Below are 14,399 nucleotides of genomic sequence, written 5' to 3'. Positions count from 1 at the left end.
TATCAATGGCGCGGCATATCCACCCAGCCGTCAGCGGTGCGTATCTGCAGCGGCCGGAAGCGGCGTTTGTAATCCATCTTCGGATGATTTGCGATCCAGAAGCCCAGGTACACCCACGGTATGCCACGCCGGCGCGCCAGCTCCACCTGTTGCAGAATGGCGAAGGTGCCCAGTCCGCGTTCCTGTTCGTCCGGATCGTAAAAGGTATAGACGGCTGAAATGCCTGTGGCGCAGATATCGGTGACCGCCACGGCGAGCAGACGGTCGCCTGCGTGCAATTCCAGGAATAGCGTCGGACTCCACGGCGCGGTAAGGAAACGGCGGAAGTCGCTGGCTTCGGCGTCGTCCATGCCGCCGCCAGGGTGGCGGGTACGCAGGTAGCGCGAATAGAGCGCATGACGCTCGCTGTTGTAGCCAGCCATGCGTTCGCTGACGGTCAGGTCTGCATTGCGTTTCAGACAGCGGCGTTGTGAGCGGTCCGGCTTGAAGTTCGCCACGTCGATACGACAGGGCGTGCAGGCGTGGCAATTAGGGCAGTGCGGGAAGTACAGATGTCCGCCGGCGCGACGAAAGCCATGGTCCAGCGCAGCGCCGTAGAGCCGATCCAGCTGAGGAGCCGCCGGATCGATCACCAGATTCTGTGCCGTGCGCCCAGCGAAGTATCCGCAGGCGTGCGGCAAGGTCTGGAACAGGCGGACATGATCGGAGCGCATAGGGCGATTCTATGACCGCGGGCGGCTACCGTGGCAAGCGCTTTCGGTTTGGATGGGTCAGCCGTCAGATCACATGCAAGTAGCGCAGCGCCAGCACCATGAATACACCCAGGATCGCCAGCAGCACAATGCGCCGTACCCTGGCGACCGTATGTTCGCGACGGATATAGACCGATTGCGCCGGATTGCGCGCCGCCGCCAGCTCCTCCCCGTGCTTCACCGTCGGTTCGATGCCGAGCTGGCGCAGCAATTCACGCGCCTTGGTGTAATCGTCGGCCCGAGTGACCCACACTTGCGGCCAGGTGTCGCGCTTCTCGCCGCGTTGCGAATAGCTGAAGCGCTGATAGCTGGGACGGTTCCAGTTGGAACGATTGGTCACCGTCGTCTCGACGCCGTTTTCCGCCATGTAGGCGACGACGCGATCGATGTTTTCGTGGCGGGGCGAGGTATAGAGCAGACGCATGCACCAAGTTTAGCAGGCCATGAGAAGCAACCCACACCGCAGCGCTTGCTGTCTTGCTAATCGCCTTCGCGCAAGCGGATCAAGCCTTCTTGTGCCGTTGACGCCACCAAACGGCCGTCGCGGCTGAAGATCTGTCCCCGTGCCAGTCCGCGTGCGCCCTGGGCGGTAGGGCTGTCGAAGGAGTACAGCAGCCACTCGTCCACCCGGAACGGGCGGTGGAACCACAGGGCATGATCCAGGCTGGCCATCTGGATGTTGTGCGTGAGGTAGGAAATGCCATGCGGCAGGGTGGCGGTGCCGATCAGATGGAAGTCCGAGGCGTACGCCAGCAAAGCGCGATGCAGTACAGCCGAATCGCTGACCGGTGAGGTGAGGCGGAACCAGATGTGCTGGATCGGCGGCCGCTTGGCCGGATGGATCTCGTCGCGCGGCCACACCTGGCGGAATTCGAACGGGCCATCGCTGCCCAGCCAGCGTTGCAGCTTCACCGGCAGGCGGGCCAGCTCATCCGGTGGCACCCGGTGCATGGGCTCGAGGTCTTCCGGTGCCGGCACTTCCGGCATCGACGACTGATGCTCAACGCCTTTCTCCGGAACCTGGAACGAAATGGCACCATTCAGAATGGGCTGCCCGTGCTGGATCGCCACCACCCGGCGCGCCGAGAACGACCCGCCATCGCGGGCACGCTCGACGCTGTAGACGATCGGCGCGTCGATATCGCCAGCGCGCAGAAAATAAGCGTGCAGCGAGTGTGCTTCGCGCGAGGGATCCGCTGTCTGTTGAGCGGCTGATAGCGCTTGTCCCAGCACCTGTCCGCCAAATACGAAGCGCGTGCCGATATCGCGGCTCTGGCCGCGGAAGAGGTTGTCTTCCAGCCGTTCCAGCTGCAGCAAATCCACCAGTTCTTTGACGTGCGCGTCCCGCATGCGGCTAACCCCTGAACGTAAGGTTGGCAATTATAGCGGCGGCGTTGCCCCAATCCGCTTCAGCCCGCTGTCAGCCAGCACTTCGGCCCAGGGGAACAGCGGGCCGGGATCGAGCTTGCGTGGCACTTCCTTGGCCGGATCGTCACTGGCTGGAACGCGGGCGAGATCCAGATCCTCGTGACCGGCGATCTCGTGCAGGTTGGGGAAATCCAAGCGCAGCTGTGCGAGCAACGCGCGCAGCGATGCGATCTGTGCCGTCGTGTAGGGTTCGGTCATGGTTTGCCGGCGTGAGTCGAACCAGTCCGGATAACGTCCTTTGTTGACCAGTTCGATGCCGATCGAGGGCGGGTTGTAACCGCGCACATGGTTGGCCACCCGCGTGCCGGGTACGTAGCGATACACCGCACCGTCGCGGTCGATGTAGTAGTGGCCGCTATTGCCGGTGCCGTTGTCGTACAGGACCTTCTCGCCGTACTCGCGGGCCATCGCCAGATCGGGCAGTTCGGTGCAGTGGATTACCACCAGGGTCACGGCGCTGGCAGGACGCTCAAGCAGCTTGGCGACGTATGGCAGGGGCTGATCGTGGATGGTGAGCATGAGCATAAGGTCAGTTTTGCATAAGGGGGGAGGGGGGATGGGTAGTAGGGCACTTGGTACACGCGGAGTGATAGAACGTAACGCGCCGGTTTTTTAAGTCGGTCCTCTTGTGTGAGCCTGTAGTCTTCATGCTCACGGTACACGCTCCCCATACTCGTTCTTGTGTAGAGGCTTCCTGCACGCCAACAGGGCTATCATTCGCGTTCTGCTGTTGCGCAATCATGGAGGCTGTCATGCCCGGACACGTCATACTCTCCCACGGTTCGGATACCGGTCCGGATGCCACCAAGGTCAGTGAGCTGGCGAAAGTGGCCGAAGCGATGGGGTGGAATACCGAGCGTCCGGACTATCGCGAAGACGATGCCCTGGGTCATGCTGGCTCGGTCACGCCGCGCATCGCGCGCTTGCATGACCGGATCGCCGCATGCGCAGCACCGCCGGTACTGGTGGGATCGAGCATGGGCTCGTTTGTATCCGGGCTGGCGTCGCTTGAGCGGCCGGTGGCCGGCCTGTTCCTGCTGGCAACGCCGTCGATGATCCCAGGCAGCGATTACGCCTTCGACCTGCGCGAAGATGTACCGACGCTGCTCATCCACGGCTGGCAGGATGAGGTCTGTCCACTGGACGAAATCTACGAATTCGCCCGCCGCCGTTACCTGCCGCTGCTGGTGTTGGATGACGATCATCGCCTCGGCAAACACATTGACGAACTAGGCCGGCAGTTCGGCTTTTTCCTGGAACAGTTGGCGAAGCGCACTTGAACAGTTTTTTTGCAACCTGCCCCAAGGGGCTCGAATACCTGCTGCGCGACGAGCTGATGGCGCTGGGCGGCACCGATGTGCACGAGGCGCTGGCCGGCGTGCGTTTTTCCGGCACGCTGGAGACGGCGTATCGGGCGTGCCTGTGGTCGCGTCTGGCCAGCCGCATCCTGTTGCCGATCGCCGAATTCGAGGCGGCTTCCGACGAAGCACTGTATGCGGGCGTGCAGGCCATCGACTGGTCCCAGCATCTGGCGCCGCACGCCACGCTGGCAGTGGATGCCAATACCGCCCAGAGCAAAATCACCCACAGCCAATTTCTGGCGCAACGGGTCAAGGATGCGGTGGTCGATCAGTTCCGTGCCCGTGGGCAGGAGCGCCCGGGCGTGGACACGGAAGAGCCTGACGTACGCATCAACCTGCGCTTGCGGCGCGATCGGGCCACCGTGTCGATCGATCTGGCAGGTGCTCCCTTACATCGCCGTGGCTGGCGCGAGCAGCAGGGCGAAGCACCGCTGAAGGAAAATCTCGCCGCCGCGATGCTGCTGCGTGCGGGTTGGCCGGCGATCTATGCGCAAGGCGGCGCTTTGCTCGATCCGATGTGCGGTTCGGGCACCTTGCTCATTGAAGGTGCCTTGATGGTGGCCGACGTGGCGCCCGGCTTGCGGCGCACGTATTACGGTTTCCTGGGTTGGAATCAACACGATATCGCGTTGTGGCGCGGACTGCTGGACGAAGCGCGCAAGCGTGCCGAAACCGGATTGCCCGCGTTGCGCAGTTGCTTCTTCGGGTCCGATGCCGATCCGCGCATGGTGCAGACGGCCAAGCGCAATGCGCAGGAAGCCGGTGTTGCGGGTTTCTTCACGCTCGATCGTCACGATGCCTTGCACGTGTTGCCGCCACCGGGGTTCACGCAGGGTCTGGTGATTACCAATCCGCCCTATGGTGAGCGTCTTGGCGATCGCGAAACCTTGCCCAAGCTCTACCGCGCCGTCGGCGAACTGTTGCGCGATCGTTTTACCGGCTGGCGCGCGGCGATTCTGGCGGGCGATGCAGAACTGGGTCGCGCCACTACGCTGCGCCCGGAAAAGAAATACACGCTCTACAACGGCGCACTCGAAACCGTGTTGCTGGTGTTCGAGCTGCATCCGCGTGACGACACCCCGCGCGAAAAACCGCCGCTTTCACCCAGCGCGCAAATGCTCAAGAACCGGCTGGACAAGAATGTCCGCCATCTACGCAAGCGGCTGGAGCGTGAAGGCATCCATGCCTGGCGGGCGTATGACCAGGATCTGCCGGAGTATGCCGCCGCCATCGACGTCTACACGGATACTTCCGGCGCCCCGCATCTACATATCCAGGAATACCGGGCACCGGCCGACGTACCGGAAGAACTGGCGAGGACGCGCGTACGCGAAATCGCACGAGTGGCCGGTGAAACTTTCGACGTACCGCGCGCGCGGGTCGCGCTGAAAACGCGCGAACGCGGCAAGGGCGGTTCGAAATACGGTCAGTTCGACCAGCGCGGCGAGTTCATCGAGGTGGAAGAGGGCGGGCTGAGGTTTCTGGTAAATCTTTACGATTACCTGGATACGGGCCTGTTCCTCGATCACCGCCTGGTTCGCGCCAAATTGCGAGAGCTGGCTGAAGGAAGGCGCTTCCTCAACCTGTTTGCCTATACCGCAACCGCCAGTGTTTACGCGGCGGCGGGCGGCGCGCGCGATACCACCAGCGTCGACCTGTCCGGTACCTATCTCGAATGGGCCTCGCGCAATCTGGCGCTGAACGGATTCACCGGCGAGGATCACCAACTGGTGCAATCGGATGCGTTTAGCTTCCTGCAGCATTCGCGCGAGCGTTATGGGCTGATCTATGTCGATCCGCCCACCTTCTCCAACTCCAAACGGGCTGACGATTTCGACGTGCAGCGCGATCACGTCAAATTGCTGCTGGCCTGCGCGGATCGTCTCACCCGCGACGGCATCATCGTGTTTTCCAACAACTTCCGCCGCTTCACGCTGGACAGCGCTGGGTTGGAAGAACGCCTCTCCATCGAGAACTGGGGCGCGGGCAGCATTCCATTTGATTTTTCGCGCCGCGCAAACATTCACGACTGCTGGCTGCTTCGCCCTAAGAGGTCGGGCGGGGCAGCTGAGGGCCAGGTAAATCCTTGGGAAAGTGCCCGTGTAAAGAAATGAAACCCTTCAGTACAGATTAAGCGCGAAAGGACAACCATAACTCCCATCTTGACGGAGGTGTGTCATGTCCAAACGTAATGTCGGCAAGTTGGTTGCGATCGGCCTGGCCCTTGCCGCGGCCGTGGCGTTGCCGGTTAGTGCATCGGCCCAACGCTGGGGTGGTGGCTGGCACGGTGGTGGCTATTACCACGGTGGCTGCTGCTATCGCGGCGGCGGTTACTGGAGCGGTGGCCGCTGGATTGCGGGTGCCATCGTGGGTGGTGTTGTGGCAGGTGTCGTAGCCGGTGCAGTGGCCGGTCCCCCGGTGTACTACGCGCCGCCGCCGACCGTGGTCTACGGCCCGGGCTACTACGCCCCAGGCACCGTGGTCTACCAGACTGCGCCGCCGCCGGTGGTCACTACGGTGGTAACGTCCGATCCGTACCAGACCCGCTATATCGGTCCGGGTTACTGATCCAGCCGTACGCAAACAAAAGAGCCCGGCATGCGCCGGGCTTTTTTGTGCAAGGGGCGTAGCCGCCTCAGGGATTCGTAGCAGGAGCAGGCTGCTGCGTCGTGGTGCTGTTGCGTTTGGCCTTGTTGCGCAGGTCATTGAAGGTGGCCTGATCGATCAGACTCAGTGATTGAATCGCGCAACCGGGCTGGTAACGGGCGGCCACCTTCTCGCCGGCCGATCCGCAAATGCGATCGGGCTGCGTGGCACGATCTGCCCTGCTGCCAATGAACCTCAGTCCGGGATTGCCGATGCCCAACTTCTGGCAATCGGCCTGCAGCTTCACCAGGTAGCGTTGATACGGCCCGGCTTGCACGATGGCTGTTCTGTCATCGATGACATGCCATTCGTTGATCTGGCTGATGCGCAGGCAGTCGTTGTTGCGTAAAGGTGTGCGGGCAGGTGTGGATGACTGAGCAAACGCTAAACCCGCATTTGCTGCAAGAGCAAAAAACAGCATTACCGACATGACAGGCTTCATATAGCTCACCCTCGGCTGCGTTGATGCGCTGCGGCGATGCAAGCGCGGTAATCGCCATATTTCCGCCATGCGCGCATTACATAATATGAACAATCCATACGGCATGGTTAAAGGTATGATCGCCCGTTGGTTCATGCGCCACAAGATGTATCGCACCACATCGCCCGGTCCGTATCTGTGTCATGAATGCCTCCACATTTGCCGTACGCACTGAAGATTGTTTTGCACGCTTCATGCGTATCCGCAGGCAGACGCTTGCGCTTTGCGCTGGGCTCAGTGCGGAAGACTTGATGGTGCAATCGATGCCCGATGCCAGTCCAGGCAAATGGCATCTGGCGCATACCACCTGGTTTTTCGAGCAGTTCGTGCTCGGGCGTGACCCTGCCTATCGCTCGCCCAATACGGCATGGCATTACCAACTCAATTCCTACTATCAATCGGTCGGGCCAATGCATGCGCGTCCGCAACGCGGCTTGCTGTCACGGCCCTCCCTGGACGAAGTGCGCGATTACCGCGCCCGTATCGATGAGGCTGTCGGTGAGCTGATCATGCGTGGCGTCGATGATGTGCTTGCCGCACGCATTGAACTCGGCTTGCAGCACGAACAGCAACATCAGGAGCTGCTTCTCACCGATATCAAGCATGCGTTCTGGTCGCAGCCGTTGCAGCCGGTCTATCGTCAAGCGCTGCATGCGGAAACAGAAAACGTATCGGTGCCAATGCGCTTCTTGCCCGGCAGGGAAGGTGTTGTTGAGATCGGGCACGGCGACAGCGGACGTTTTGCCTATGACAACGAAACGCCGCGTCATCGCACCTGGCTGTCGCAGCATACGCTTGCCAATCGGCTCGTCACCAATGGTGAGTACCTCGCCTTTGTGCGCGATGGTGGTTATCGCGATCCCGCGCTATGGTTGTCCGACGGCTGGGACACGGTGCAGCGCGAAGGCTGGCAGCGGCCGTTGTACTGGCAGGAAGACTTGTCCAGCGAATTCACGCTATCGGGTATGCACGCACTCAACGCCAATGCGCCGGTCTGCCATGTCAGCTACTTCGAAGCTGATGCTTTTGCGCGCTGGGCCGGCGCGCGCTTGCCTACGGAAGGCGAATGGGAGAATGCCGCAGTGGCGCAGCAAGCCGCGGGCAACTTCCAGGAAAATCAACGCTTCCATCCCATCGCTGCACACGCGGGCGAGGGCATGCAACAGATGTATGGCGACGTGTGGGAATGGACCGCATCGCCTTACGTAAGCTATCCGGGCTTCAACCCCTTGCCCGGTGCCCTCGGTGAATACAACGGCAAATTCATGAATGGGCAATGGGTGTTGCGCGGTGGCTCGTGCGCGACACCGCAAGACCATATCAGGGTCAGTTATCGCAACTTTTTTCCGCCCCATGCCCGCTGGCAGTTTGCGGGCATCCGATTGGGACAGGACCGATGAATGTTCAAGCTTATGCAGTACGTGACGAACAACGCCCCCCCGATAACCAGTTGCTGCAAGTTGTTCAACGCGGCTTACGTTCGCAACCTAAGCGGTTGCCTTCCTGGTTGTTCTATGACGAACAAGGTTCGGCCCTGTTCGAACGCATCTGTGAGCAGCCTGAGTATTATCTGACGCGCGCGGAAATCGCGCTGCTTGATGCACATGCCGGCGAGATTGCCGAGTTGCTTGGTCCGGATGTCCGGCTGGTTGAATACGGCAGCGGCCATGCGGTGAAAACGCGGTTACTGCTCGAGCATCTTGCTGATCCGGTTGCCTGGGTGCCGATCGAGCTGTCATCGGAAGCATTGCGACATGGCATGCAGGGCATGGAACAGCATTTCCCGGACTTGCCGATCCAGCCGTTGCCGGTGGACTTCACGCGAGCGCTGCGATTGCCGGTTCCGCCGCGCGCGCCGCGCCGCACTGTGGTGTATTTCCCCGGCTCCACCATCGGCAATTTCGACGAACGCGAAGCTGCGCAATTGCTGCGCAAGATGCGTAGCGAAATGGGCGACAACGGCGGCATCCTGGTCGGTGCAGATCTTAAGAAAGACAAGTCGACACTTGAATCTGCCTACAACGACCGCGCCGGCGTCACCGCAGCGTTCACGCTCAACATACTTGCGCGCCTGAATCGCGAGCTGGGCTGCAATTTCGAGCTCGGCGCATTCCGCCACCGTGCGCACTACAACGCCATGGCAGGACGCATTGAAACGCACATCCTCAGCAATCGCGAACAACGCGTACGCGTGGGGCGTTTGCAGGTGCTGTTCCGCGAAGAAGAAGCCATGCTGGTGGAATACAGCTGCAAGTATTCGCTGGAAGACTTCGCAGCGCTTGCAGCGGTAGCCGGCTTGGCGGTGCAGCAAGTGTGGATGGATCCGCAGAGCATGTTCAGTCTGCAATACCTAACACGCACCGGGTCTTAGATCTGGCGGTAAGTCGCGTACTGCTCCACCTGCGAGATTGACTCACTCCCCTGCTAGCAGGGGAGTGGAGGTTTCGCCGTTAAGCTGCCTTGCGCGCCCCAAGCTTGCCCAGGATTTCTTCCGCAACACGGATGCGTTCGCTGGCACCCGGCAATTCCAAATTCACCTTTAATTTGTCCTGACCATCCAGCTTGTAGATGCGCGGATAGTTTTGGATCAGCCGGATGAGTGCCATCGGATCGATATCGGGCTTGTCGCGGAAGGTGACGCGTCCACCGTTCGCGCCGAAGTCGAGCTTGCGGATGCCCAGCGGTGTTGCCATGAGTTTCAAGCTCGCCAACGCGAACAATTGCTTGACGGCATCTGGCAGCAGGCCGAAGCGGTCGATCATTTCCACTTGCAGTTCGCGCAAGGATTCTTCATTGCGTGCGCTGGCGATGCGCTTGTATAGCGTCAGACGGGTGTGTACATCGGGCAGGTAGTCGTCGGGAATCAGTGCCGGAAGGTGCAGTTCCACTTCGGTTTCGTGTTCGCTGCTGAGGTCGAAATCTGGAATCTTGCCAGACTTCAGCGCGCGCACGGCGCGTTCGAGCAATTCCGTATACAGGCCGAAGCCGATTTCCTGAATCTGGCCGGATTGCTCATCGCCCAGCAATTCACCGGCACCGCGGATCTCCAGATCATGCGTGGCGAGCGTGAAGCCTGCGCCCAGTTCTTCCAGCGAAGCGAGGGCTTCCAGGCGCTTCTCCGCGTCAGCCGTGATGCTCTTGCGATCCGGTACGATCAGGTATGCGTAAGCGCGATGATGCGAACGGCCGACACGCCCACGCAGCTGATGCAGCTGGGCCAGGCCAAAGCGGTCCGCGCGATTGATGATGATGGTGTTGGCGGTGGGGATGTCGATGCCGGTTTCGATGATCGTCGTGCACACCAGTACGTTGAAACGCTGGCGATGGAAATCGGCCATCACCTGTTCCAACTCGCGTTCCGGCATCTGGCCATGGGCGATGCCGATGCGGGCATCGGGAATCAATTCCTGCAATTCACGGGTGGTGCGCTCGATGCTCTCCACTTCGTTGTGCAGGAAGTACACCTGGCCGCCGCGTTGCAATTCGCGCTGGAATGCTTCGCGCATAAGGGCCGGTTCCCATGCGGAAATGAATGTACGCACGGCCATGCGATGCGCGGGTGGCGTGGTGATCAGCGACAGATCGCGCAAGCCGCTCATCGCCATGTTCAGGGTGCGCGGAATCGGCGTGGCGGTCATCGTCAGCAGATCGACTTCGGCGCGCAGCTTTTTGAGCTGCTCCTTCTGGCGCACGCCGAAACGTTGTTCTTCATCGACGATCACCAGACCGAGTTGCTTGAACTTGATATCCGGCTGCAGCAGCTTGTGGGTGCCGACGATCACGTCGATCTGACCATCGGCGAGGCGCTTGAGCGCCTCGTTTACTTCCTTGGTCGAACGGAAGCGCGACAGCACGTCGACACGCACCGGCCAATCGGCGAAGCGGTCGGCAAAATTGCGGTAATGCTGCTGGGCCAGGAGGGTGGTCGGCACCAGCACGGCAACCTGTTTGCCGGCGGTGGCAGCAGCGAAGGCTGCACGCAATGCGACCTCGGTCTTGCCGAAACCGACGTCGCCGCAGATCACGCGATCCATCGCGCGTGGTGCAGCCAAATCGCCAAGCACGGCATCGATGGCATGCAGCTGATCCGGAGTTTCCTCAAACGGGAAGCTGCTGCCGAATTCCTCGACCAGCTGACGATCGATCGGCAATGATTCGCCACCGCGCGCTTCACGCTGGGCATAAATGGCGAGCAATTCCGCCGCCACATCGCGTACTTTCTCCGCGGCTTTCTTGCGCGCGCGTTCCCAGGCATCGCCACCCAATGAATGCAGCGGTGCGAGTTCCGGCGCAGTACCCGAGTAGCGACTGACCAGGCCAAGCTGCGCCACTGGCACGTACAGCTTGTCACCCTTGGCATATTCGATAGTGAGGAACTCGCCGGCCATGCCGCCCAGCTCCATCGACACCAAGCCCTGGTAACGGCCTACGCCGTGATCGACGTGCACGATCGGCGAGCCGATCGACAGCTCGGTCAGGTCGCGAATGATGGTGTCCGGATCGCGCGCTGCGCCGCGGCGGCGCCGACGCTCGGTGCGCACGCGTTCGCCGAACAGTTCGCGCTCGGTCAACACCGCCATGGCGGGTTTGGTCAGCGCGAAGCCTTGTTCGAGCGGCGCGATGGTGATGGTGAGCTTGTTCGGATCAGCCAGGAAACCTTGCCAGCCATCGACGTTCTGTGGGCGTAAGCCCGCGGCGGCCAGCTGCTCCAATAGGGCTTCGCGGCGACCGGCCGAATCGGCGGCGATCAATACGCGCCCCGGATAGTTTTCGATGAAATGACGCAACGAGGTGCCCGGCTCTTCGCCCTTGCGGTTGAGCGGCACCTCGGGTGCGGGTTGTGTACCGGAAGCCACGGCGTGTTCGTGGCCACTGTCGACCACTTCCACGCGCAGGCGCTTGTTCCATTGTTCGCGCAACTGTTCGGGTGAAAGATAAAGCTCGGCTGGTGGCAATACCGGGCGCTCGATATCGTGCGCGCGCTGGTCGTAGCGTTCTGCAGTCTGCGTCCAGAACTGTTCGGCAGCTTCGCCCGTGCCTTCGCCGAGCACGAACAGCGCGTCGTCGGCGAGGTAATCGAACAGTGTTGCCGTCTGCTCGAAGAACAACGGCAAGTAGTACTCGATGCCACCCGGTGTAACGGCTTCCTTCATGTCCTGGTAGATCGGACAGCGGCGCACATCGATTGGAAAGCGCTCGCGCAGGCGATTGCGGAACGCTTTGGCTGCGTCGTCCGTCACAGGAAATTCGCGGGCAGGCAGCAATTCCACCTTTTCGACTTGCTGCTGCGAGCGCTGTGTTTCCGGATCGAAGCTGCGGATCGACTCCACTTCATCATCGAACAGTTCGATGCGATAGGGTTCGCGCGCTCCCATCGGGAAGATATCGATCAGCGCGCCGCGCACCGCGAAATCGCCTGGCTCGGCCACTTGCGGTACGTGCCGGTAGCCGGCTGCTTCCAGTCGACGCTGTTCCGCAGCGAGATCCAGCTTCTGTCCCTTGCGCAGCATCAGGCCGGAGCCGGTGATGTGCGTGCGCGGAGCAATCCGCTGCATCAGCGTTGCCGCCGACACCACCAGCACACCGCGCTTTACGCTGGGCAATTGGTACAGCGTGGCGATGCGCTGCGACACGATATCCGGGTGCGGACTGAAGACGTCGTAGGGCAGTGTTTCCCAATCGGGAAAATGCAGCACCGGCAGCGAGCCGGCGAAGATCCGCAATTCGTCTTCCAGCGCGTGCGCGCGTTGGGTGTCCTTCGTGACCACCACCAGCAGGCCGCTATGCGATTGCGCGGCTTCGGCAACCAGCAAGGCCCGTGCTGAACCGTGTGGTGGCGTCCAGAAGCGGCGTTGCTTGGGAGTGGTGGGAAGGGGCGGGTGGTTGATCGGATTAGGCATGGGAACGCTGCGTGGAGGGCGCAGCGTTCGTGCCGCGCCGGTCGAGCGCGCAAGTGTAGCGCTTCAGTGGTGGGCGCCCCATCCTATGTCGACGGGTTGAGGCGTTCCCAGGTGGCTCAGAGCCTCAGGCTGATCTGGGCGGTGCCCGCTTCGCCCGGCACCATCTTCGCTACAAAGCCCAGCTCCCTGCATAGCTCCAGCATGGGACGGTTTTCCATCAGCACATAGCCCCACAGTTCGCTGAGTCCGCGGCGACGGCATTCGTCGACCAACTGCTGCATCAGCAGCGCGCCGAGGCCAATGCGCGTCCACTCGCGTTCCACCAGCACCGAGAATTCCGCACTGTTGGCCGCTTCATCCACAAAGATGCGCCCAACGCCGCGCAATTCGGCAGGCTTTACGGTTTCATCCATCAGCACATAGGCCGCTTCCCATTCGGGATCGATGCGGCATAGACGCTGCGCCATCGGCGTGGGCAGTTCGGACATGGCATGCATGAAGCGGCGACGCACATCCTGCGGAGAGAGTCGCTTGAAGCAACGCTGCACGGCGGGCATGTCACCCGGCTCGATGCTGCGCATCACCAGCTCGCGGCCATCGGCGGTGTACACGACTTTGCCCTTCGGCGTAGCGACGATATGCGGGCTGGCGAAACGCTCGCCGCTACGGGGCGGCAATTGGGCGTGCCGGGAGTGGGGTCCAAAATCGCGGGCAGGTGTCATAAGCATGACCATACTATAGCGTATTGTTTGCACTGCAGCATGAACGCATAGCGACCACTCAGACCAGTATGAGCGCCTTCAGTCCGGCTTGCATGGGGAAATCAAGCACGGCGGGGGATCAGCCTTGCTCGTGTCTCATGCTGCGGTGCGACATATGGGCCGGGGATTCTAGTCGGTAATATCCGGCTCGAAGAAGCTCCAGCGGATATCGGGAAACTGGACCTTCATGGCCGCTTCGACGGTGTTGATGGCCTGGATCAGGCTGACGTTGTCCGGCGTGGAGACCATCCGGGCTTTTACGGCCACCATCACGTCCGGCCCCATTTGCAGGGTGATCAGGTTATAGATCTGAGCCACCTCGGGGCGACTATCGAGGAAGGCCAGCAACTCAGCGCGGCGGCGCGGCTCGACGCCCTGGCCGATCAGCAGTGCCTTCACCTCGATGGCCAGTGCGGCGGCCACCACGACCAGCAACACGCCGATAGCGATGGTTCCCATGGCGTCGAACAGCAGATTGCCGGTAAGCATGGTGGCGCCTATCGCAATTGCCGCCAGGCATAGGCCAAGTAGCGCAGCGAGGTCTTCGCCGAAGATCACCAGTAATTCGCTGGAGCGCGTCTCGCGGAACCAGTGCCACAAACTTTGCTCGCCACGCGCGCGATTCACTTCATGCATACAGCCACGCATGGAAATGCTTTCAGCCACGATGCCGAACAACAACACACCCAGGGCCAGCCATGGCCATTTCAGCGGCTCCGGTGCGCTGAGCTTGTGCACGCCTTCGTAGATCGAGAACAGACCGCCCACCGCAAACAGCAGCACAGCCACCACGAATGACCAGAAATACATAGCTCGGCCCCAGCCGAGCGGATATTCATCCGATGGCGGCCTTTTTGCCTGACGCATACCAAGCAACAAGAGTCCCTGGTTGCCACAATCGGCCAGCGAATGCACTGCCTCGGCCATCATTGCGCCCGAGCCGGTGATGACAGCGGCGACCAACTTGGCGAGGAAGATCGCGAAGTTGGCGCCAAGTGCCAGCAGAATGGCTTTCAGTGAATTGGCGTGACCGGACATGCAGCAACTCCCTGTTGCGGATGCGCGCTCAC

The 14,399-nt window shown here is 61.3% G+C and carries 13 protein-coding genes; 5 read left to right on the top strand and 8 right to left on the bottom strand.

The annotated features are described in order from the left end of the window. Window positions 1–2 precede the first annotated feature (2 nt). The 4 genes from ISN74_RS13875 to ISN74_RS13860 form a co-directional block, all read right to left on the bottom strand. The gene (locus ISN74_RS13875; RefSeq protein WP_188799796.1) at window positions 3–713 is read right to left on the bottom strand and encodes an arginyltransferase; all 711 of its coding nucleotides are present in this window, start codon (window positions 711–713) and stop codon (window positions 3–5) included. A gap of 64 nt (window positions 714–777) precedes the next feature. Continuing rightward, complete coding sequence (locus tag ISN74_RS13870; RefSeq protein WP_188799795.1) at window positions 778–1,176, bottom strand: hypothetical protein; 399 nt, start codon at window positions 1,174–1,176, stop codon at window positions 778–780. Between the two features lie 56 nt (window positions 1,177–1,232). Next, on the bottom strand, window positions 1,233–2,102 hold the full coding sequence (locus ISN74_RS13865) for an acyl-CoA thioesterase (protein WP_188799794.1): 870 nt from the start codon (window positions 2,100–2,102) through the stop codon (window positions 1,233–1,235). A 30-nt stretch (window positions 2,103–2,132) separates the two neighbouring features. After that, window positions 2,133–2,705, bottom strand: coding sequence for an N-acetylmuramoyl-L-alanine amidase (locus tag ISN74_RS13860; RefSeq protein WP_188799793.1), 573 nt, complete (start codon window positions 2,703–2,705; stop codon window positions 2,133–2,135). Window positions 2,706–2,932: 227 nt separating this feature from the next. On the opposite strand from ISN74_RS13860, the gene ISN74_RS13855 reads away from it, so the two are divergent. The 3 genes from ISN74_RS13855 (at window position 2,933) to ISN74_RS13845 (ending at window position 6,109) form a co-directional block, all read left to right on the top strand. Beyond that, window positions 2,933–3,460 (top strand): alpha/beta hydrolase, encoded by a 528-nt coding sequence (locus tag ISN74_RS13855; RefSeq protein WP_188799792.1) that lies wholly within the window; start codon window positions 2,933–2,935, stop codon window positions 3,458–3,460. After that, complete coding sequence (rlmKL, locus tag ISN74_RS13850; RefSeq protein WP_188799791.1) at window positions 3,457–5,655, top strand: bifunctional 23S rRNA (guanine(2069)-N(7))-methyltransferase RlmK/23S rRNA (guanine(2445)-N(2))-methyltransferase RlmL; 2,199 nt, start codon at window positions 3,457–3,459, stop codon at window positions 5,653–5,655. The genes ISN74_RS13855 and rlmKL overlap by 4 nt, the downstream gene beginning before the upstream one ends. Window positions 5,656–5,719: 64 nt before the next feature. Next, entirely contained in the window at window positions 5,720–6,109 is a 390-nt protein-coding gene (locus tag ISN74_RS13845; protein WP_188799790.1) for a hypothetical protein, read from the top strand. Window positions 6,110–6,176: 67 nt separating this feature from the next. Here ISN74_RS13845 and ISN74_RS13840 read toward each other — a convergent pair whose 3' ends face one another. Then, complete coding sequence (locus tag ISN74_RS13840) at window positions 6,177–6,629, bottom strand: DUF6491 family protein (protein WP_229679290.1); 453 nt, start codon at window positions 6,627–6,629, stop codon at window positions 6,177–6,179. Window positions 6,630–6,811: 182 nt separating this feature from the next. On the opposite strand from ISN74_RS13840, the gene egtB reads away from it, so the two are divergent. Together egtB and egtD are read left to right on the top strand one after the other, a co-directional pair. Then, a complete protein-coding gene (egtB, locus tag ISN74_RS13835; protein WP_188799789.1) occupies window positions 6,812–8,068 on the top strand; it encodes an ergothioneine biosynthesis protein EgtB in 1,257 nt (418 codons plus the stop codon). Further along, window positions 8,065–9,039 (top strand): L-histidine N(alpha)-methyltransferase, encoded by a 975-nt coding sequence (gene egtD, locus ISN74_RS13830; protein WP_188799788.1) that lies wholly within the window; start codon window positions 8,065–8,067, stop codon window positions 9,037–9,039. Before egtB ends, egtD begins: the two co-directional genes overlap by 4 nt. 79 nt (window positions 9,040–9,118) lie before the next feature. Here the strand turns inward: egtD and mfd are convergent, their stop codons facing one another. The 3 genes from mfd to ISN74_RS13815 all read right to left on the bottom strand — a co-directional run bounded on the left by mfd (window position 9,119) and on the right by ISN74_RS13815 (window position 14,367). Continuing rightward, window positions 9,119–12,568: a transcription-repair coupling factor gene (gene mfd / locus ISN74_RS13825; RefSeq protein WP_188799787.1), complete on the bottom strand. Its 3,450-nt coding sequence runs from the start codon at window positions 12,566–12,568 to the stop codon at window positions 9,119–9,121. 116 nt (window positions 12,569–12,684) lie between these two features. After that, window positions 12,685–13,245 carry a GNAT family N-acetyltransferase gene (locus tag ISN74_RS13820; RefSeq protein WP_229679288.1) on the bottom strand — a complete coding sequence of 187 codons (561 nt, stop codon included), beginning with the start codon at window positions 13,243–13,245 and terminating at the stop codon, window positions 12,685–12,687. A gap of 213 nt (window positions 13,246–13,458) precedes the next feature. Then, a complete protein-coding gene (locus ISN74_RS13815; protein WP_188799785.1) occupies window positions 13,459–14,367 on the bottom strand; it encodes a cation diffusion facilitator family transporter in 909 nt (302 codons plus the stop codon). Window positions 14,368–14,399: the final 32 nt, after the last annotated feature.

Source organism: Dyella caseinilytica (assembly GCF_016865235.1).
GTDB lineage: Bacteria > Pseudomonadota > Gammaproteobacteria > Xanthomonadales > Rhodanobacteraceae > Dyella_B > Dyella_B caseinilytica.
The sequence above is the reverse complement of the archived record's forward strand: the minus strand, read 5'-3'. Positions and strand labels throughout refer to the sequence as shown.

What these genes read in the sequence shown, in the direction of transcription:
- ISN74_RS13875 (WP_188799796.1), bottom strand. Translation starts at nt 713, where the DNA reads ATGCGCTCCGATCATGTCCGCCTGTTCCAGACCTTGCCGCACGCCTGC.
- ISN74_RS13870 (WP_188799795.1), bottom strand. Translation starts at nt 1,176, where the DNA reads ATGCGTCTGCTCTATACCTCGCCCCGCCACGAAAACATCGATCGCGTC.
- ISN74_RS13865 (WP_188799794.1), bottom strand. Translation starts at nt 2,102, where the DNA reads ATGCGGGACGCGCACGTCAAAGAACTGGTGGATTTGCTGCAGCTGGAA.
- ISN74_RS13860 (WP_188799793.1), bottom strand. Translation starts at nt 2,705, where the DNA reads ATGCTCATGCTCACCATCCACGATCAGCCCCTGCCATACGTCGCCAAG.
- ISN74_RS13855 (WP_188799792.1), top strand. Translation starts at nt 2,933, where the DNA reads ATGCCCGGACACGTCATACTCTCCCACGGTTCGGATACCGGTCCGGAT.
- ISN74_RS13845 (WP_188799790.1), top strand. Translation starts at nt 5,720, where the DNA reads ATGTCCAAACGTAATGTCGGCAAGTTGGTTGCGATCGGCCTGGCCCTT.
- ISN74_RS13840 (WP_229679290.1), bottom strand. Translation starts at nt 6,629, where the DNA reads ATGAAGCCTGTCATGTCGGTAATGCTGTTTTTTGCTCTTGCAGCAAAT.
- egtB (WP_188799789.1), top strand. Translation starts at nt 6,812, where the DNA reads ATGAATGCCTCCACATTTGCCGTACGCACTGAAGATTGTTTTGCACGC.
- egtD (WP_188799788.1), top strand. Translation starts at nt 8,065, where the DNA reads ATGAATGTTCAAGCTTATGCAGTACGTGACGAACAACGCCCCCCCGAT.
- mfd (WP_188799787.1), bottom strand. Translation starts at nt 12,568, where the DNA reads ATGCCTAATCCGATCAACCACCCGCCCCTTCCCACCACTCCCAAGCAA.
- ISN74_RS13815 (WP_188799785.1), bottom strand. Translation starts at nt 14,367, where the DNA reads ATGTCCGGTCACGCCAATTCACTGAAAGCCATTCTGCTGGCACTTGGC.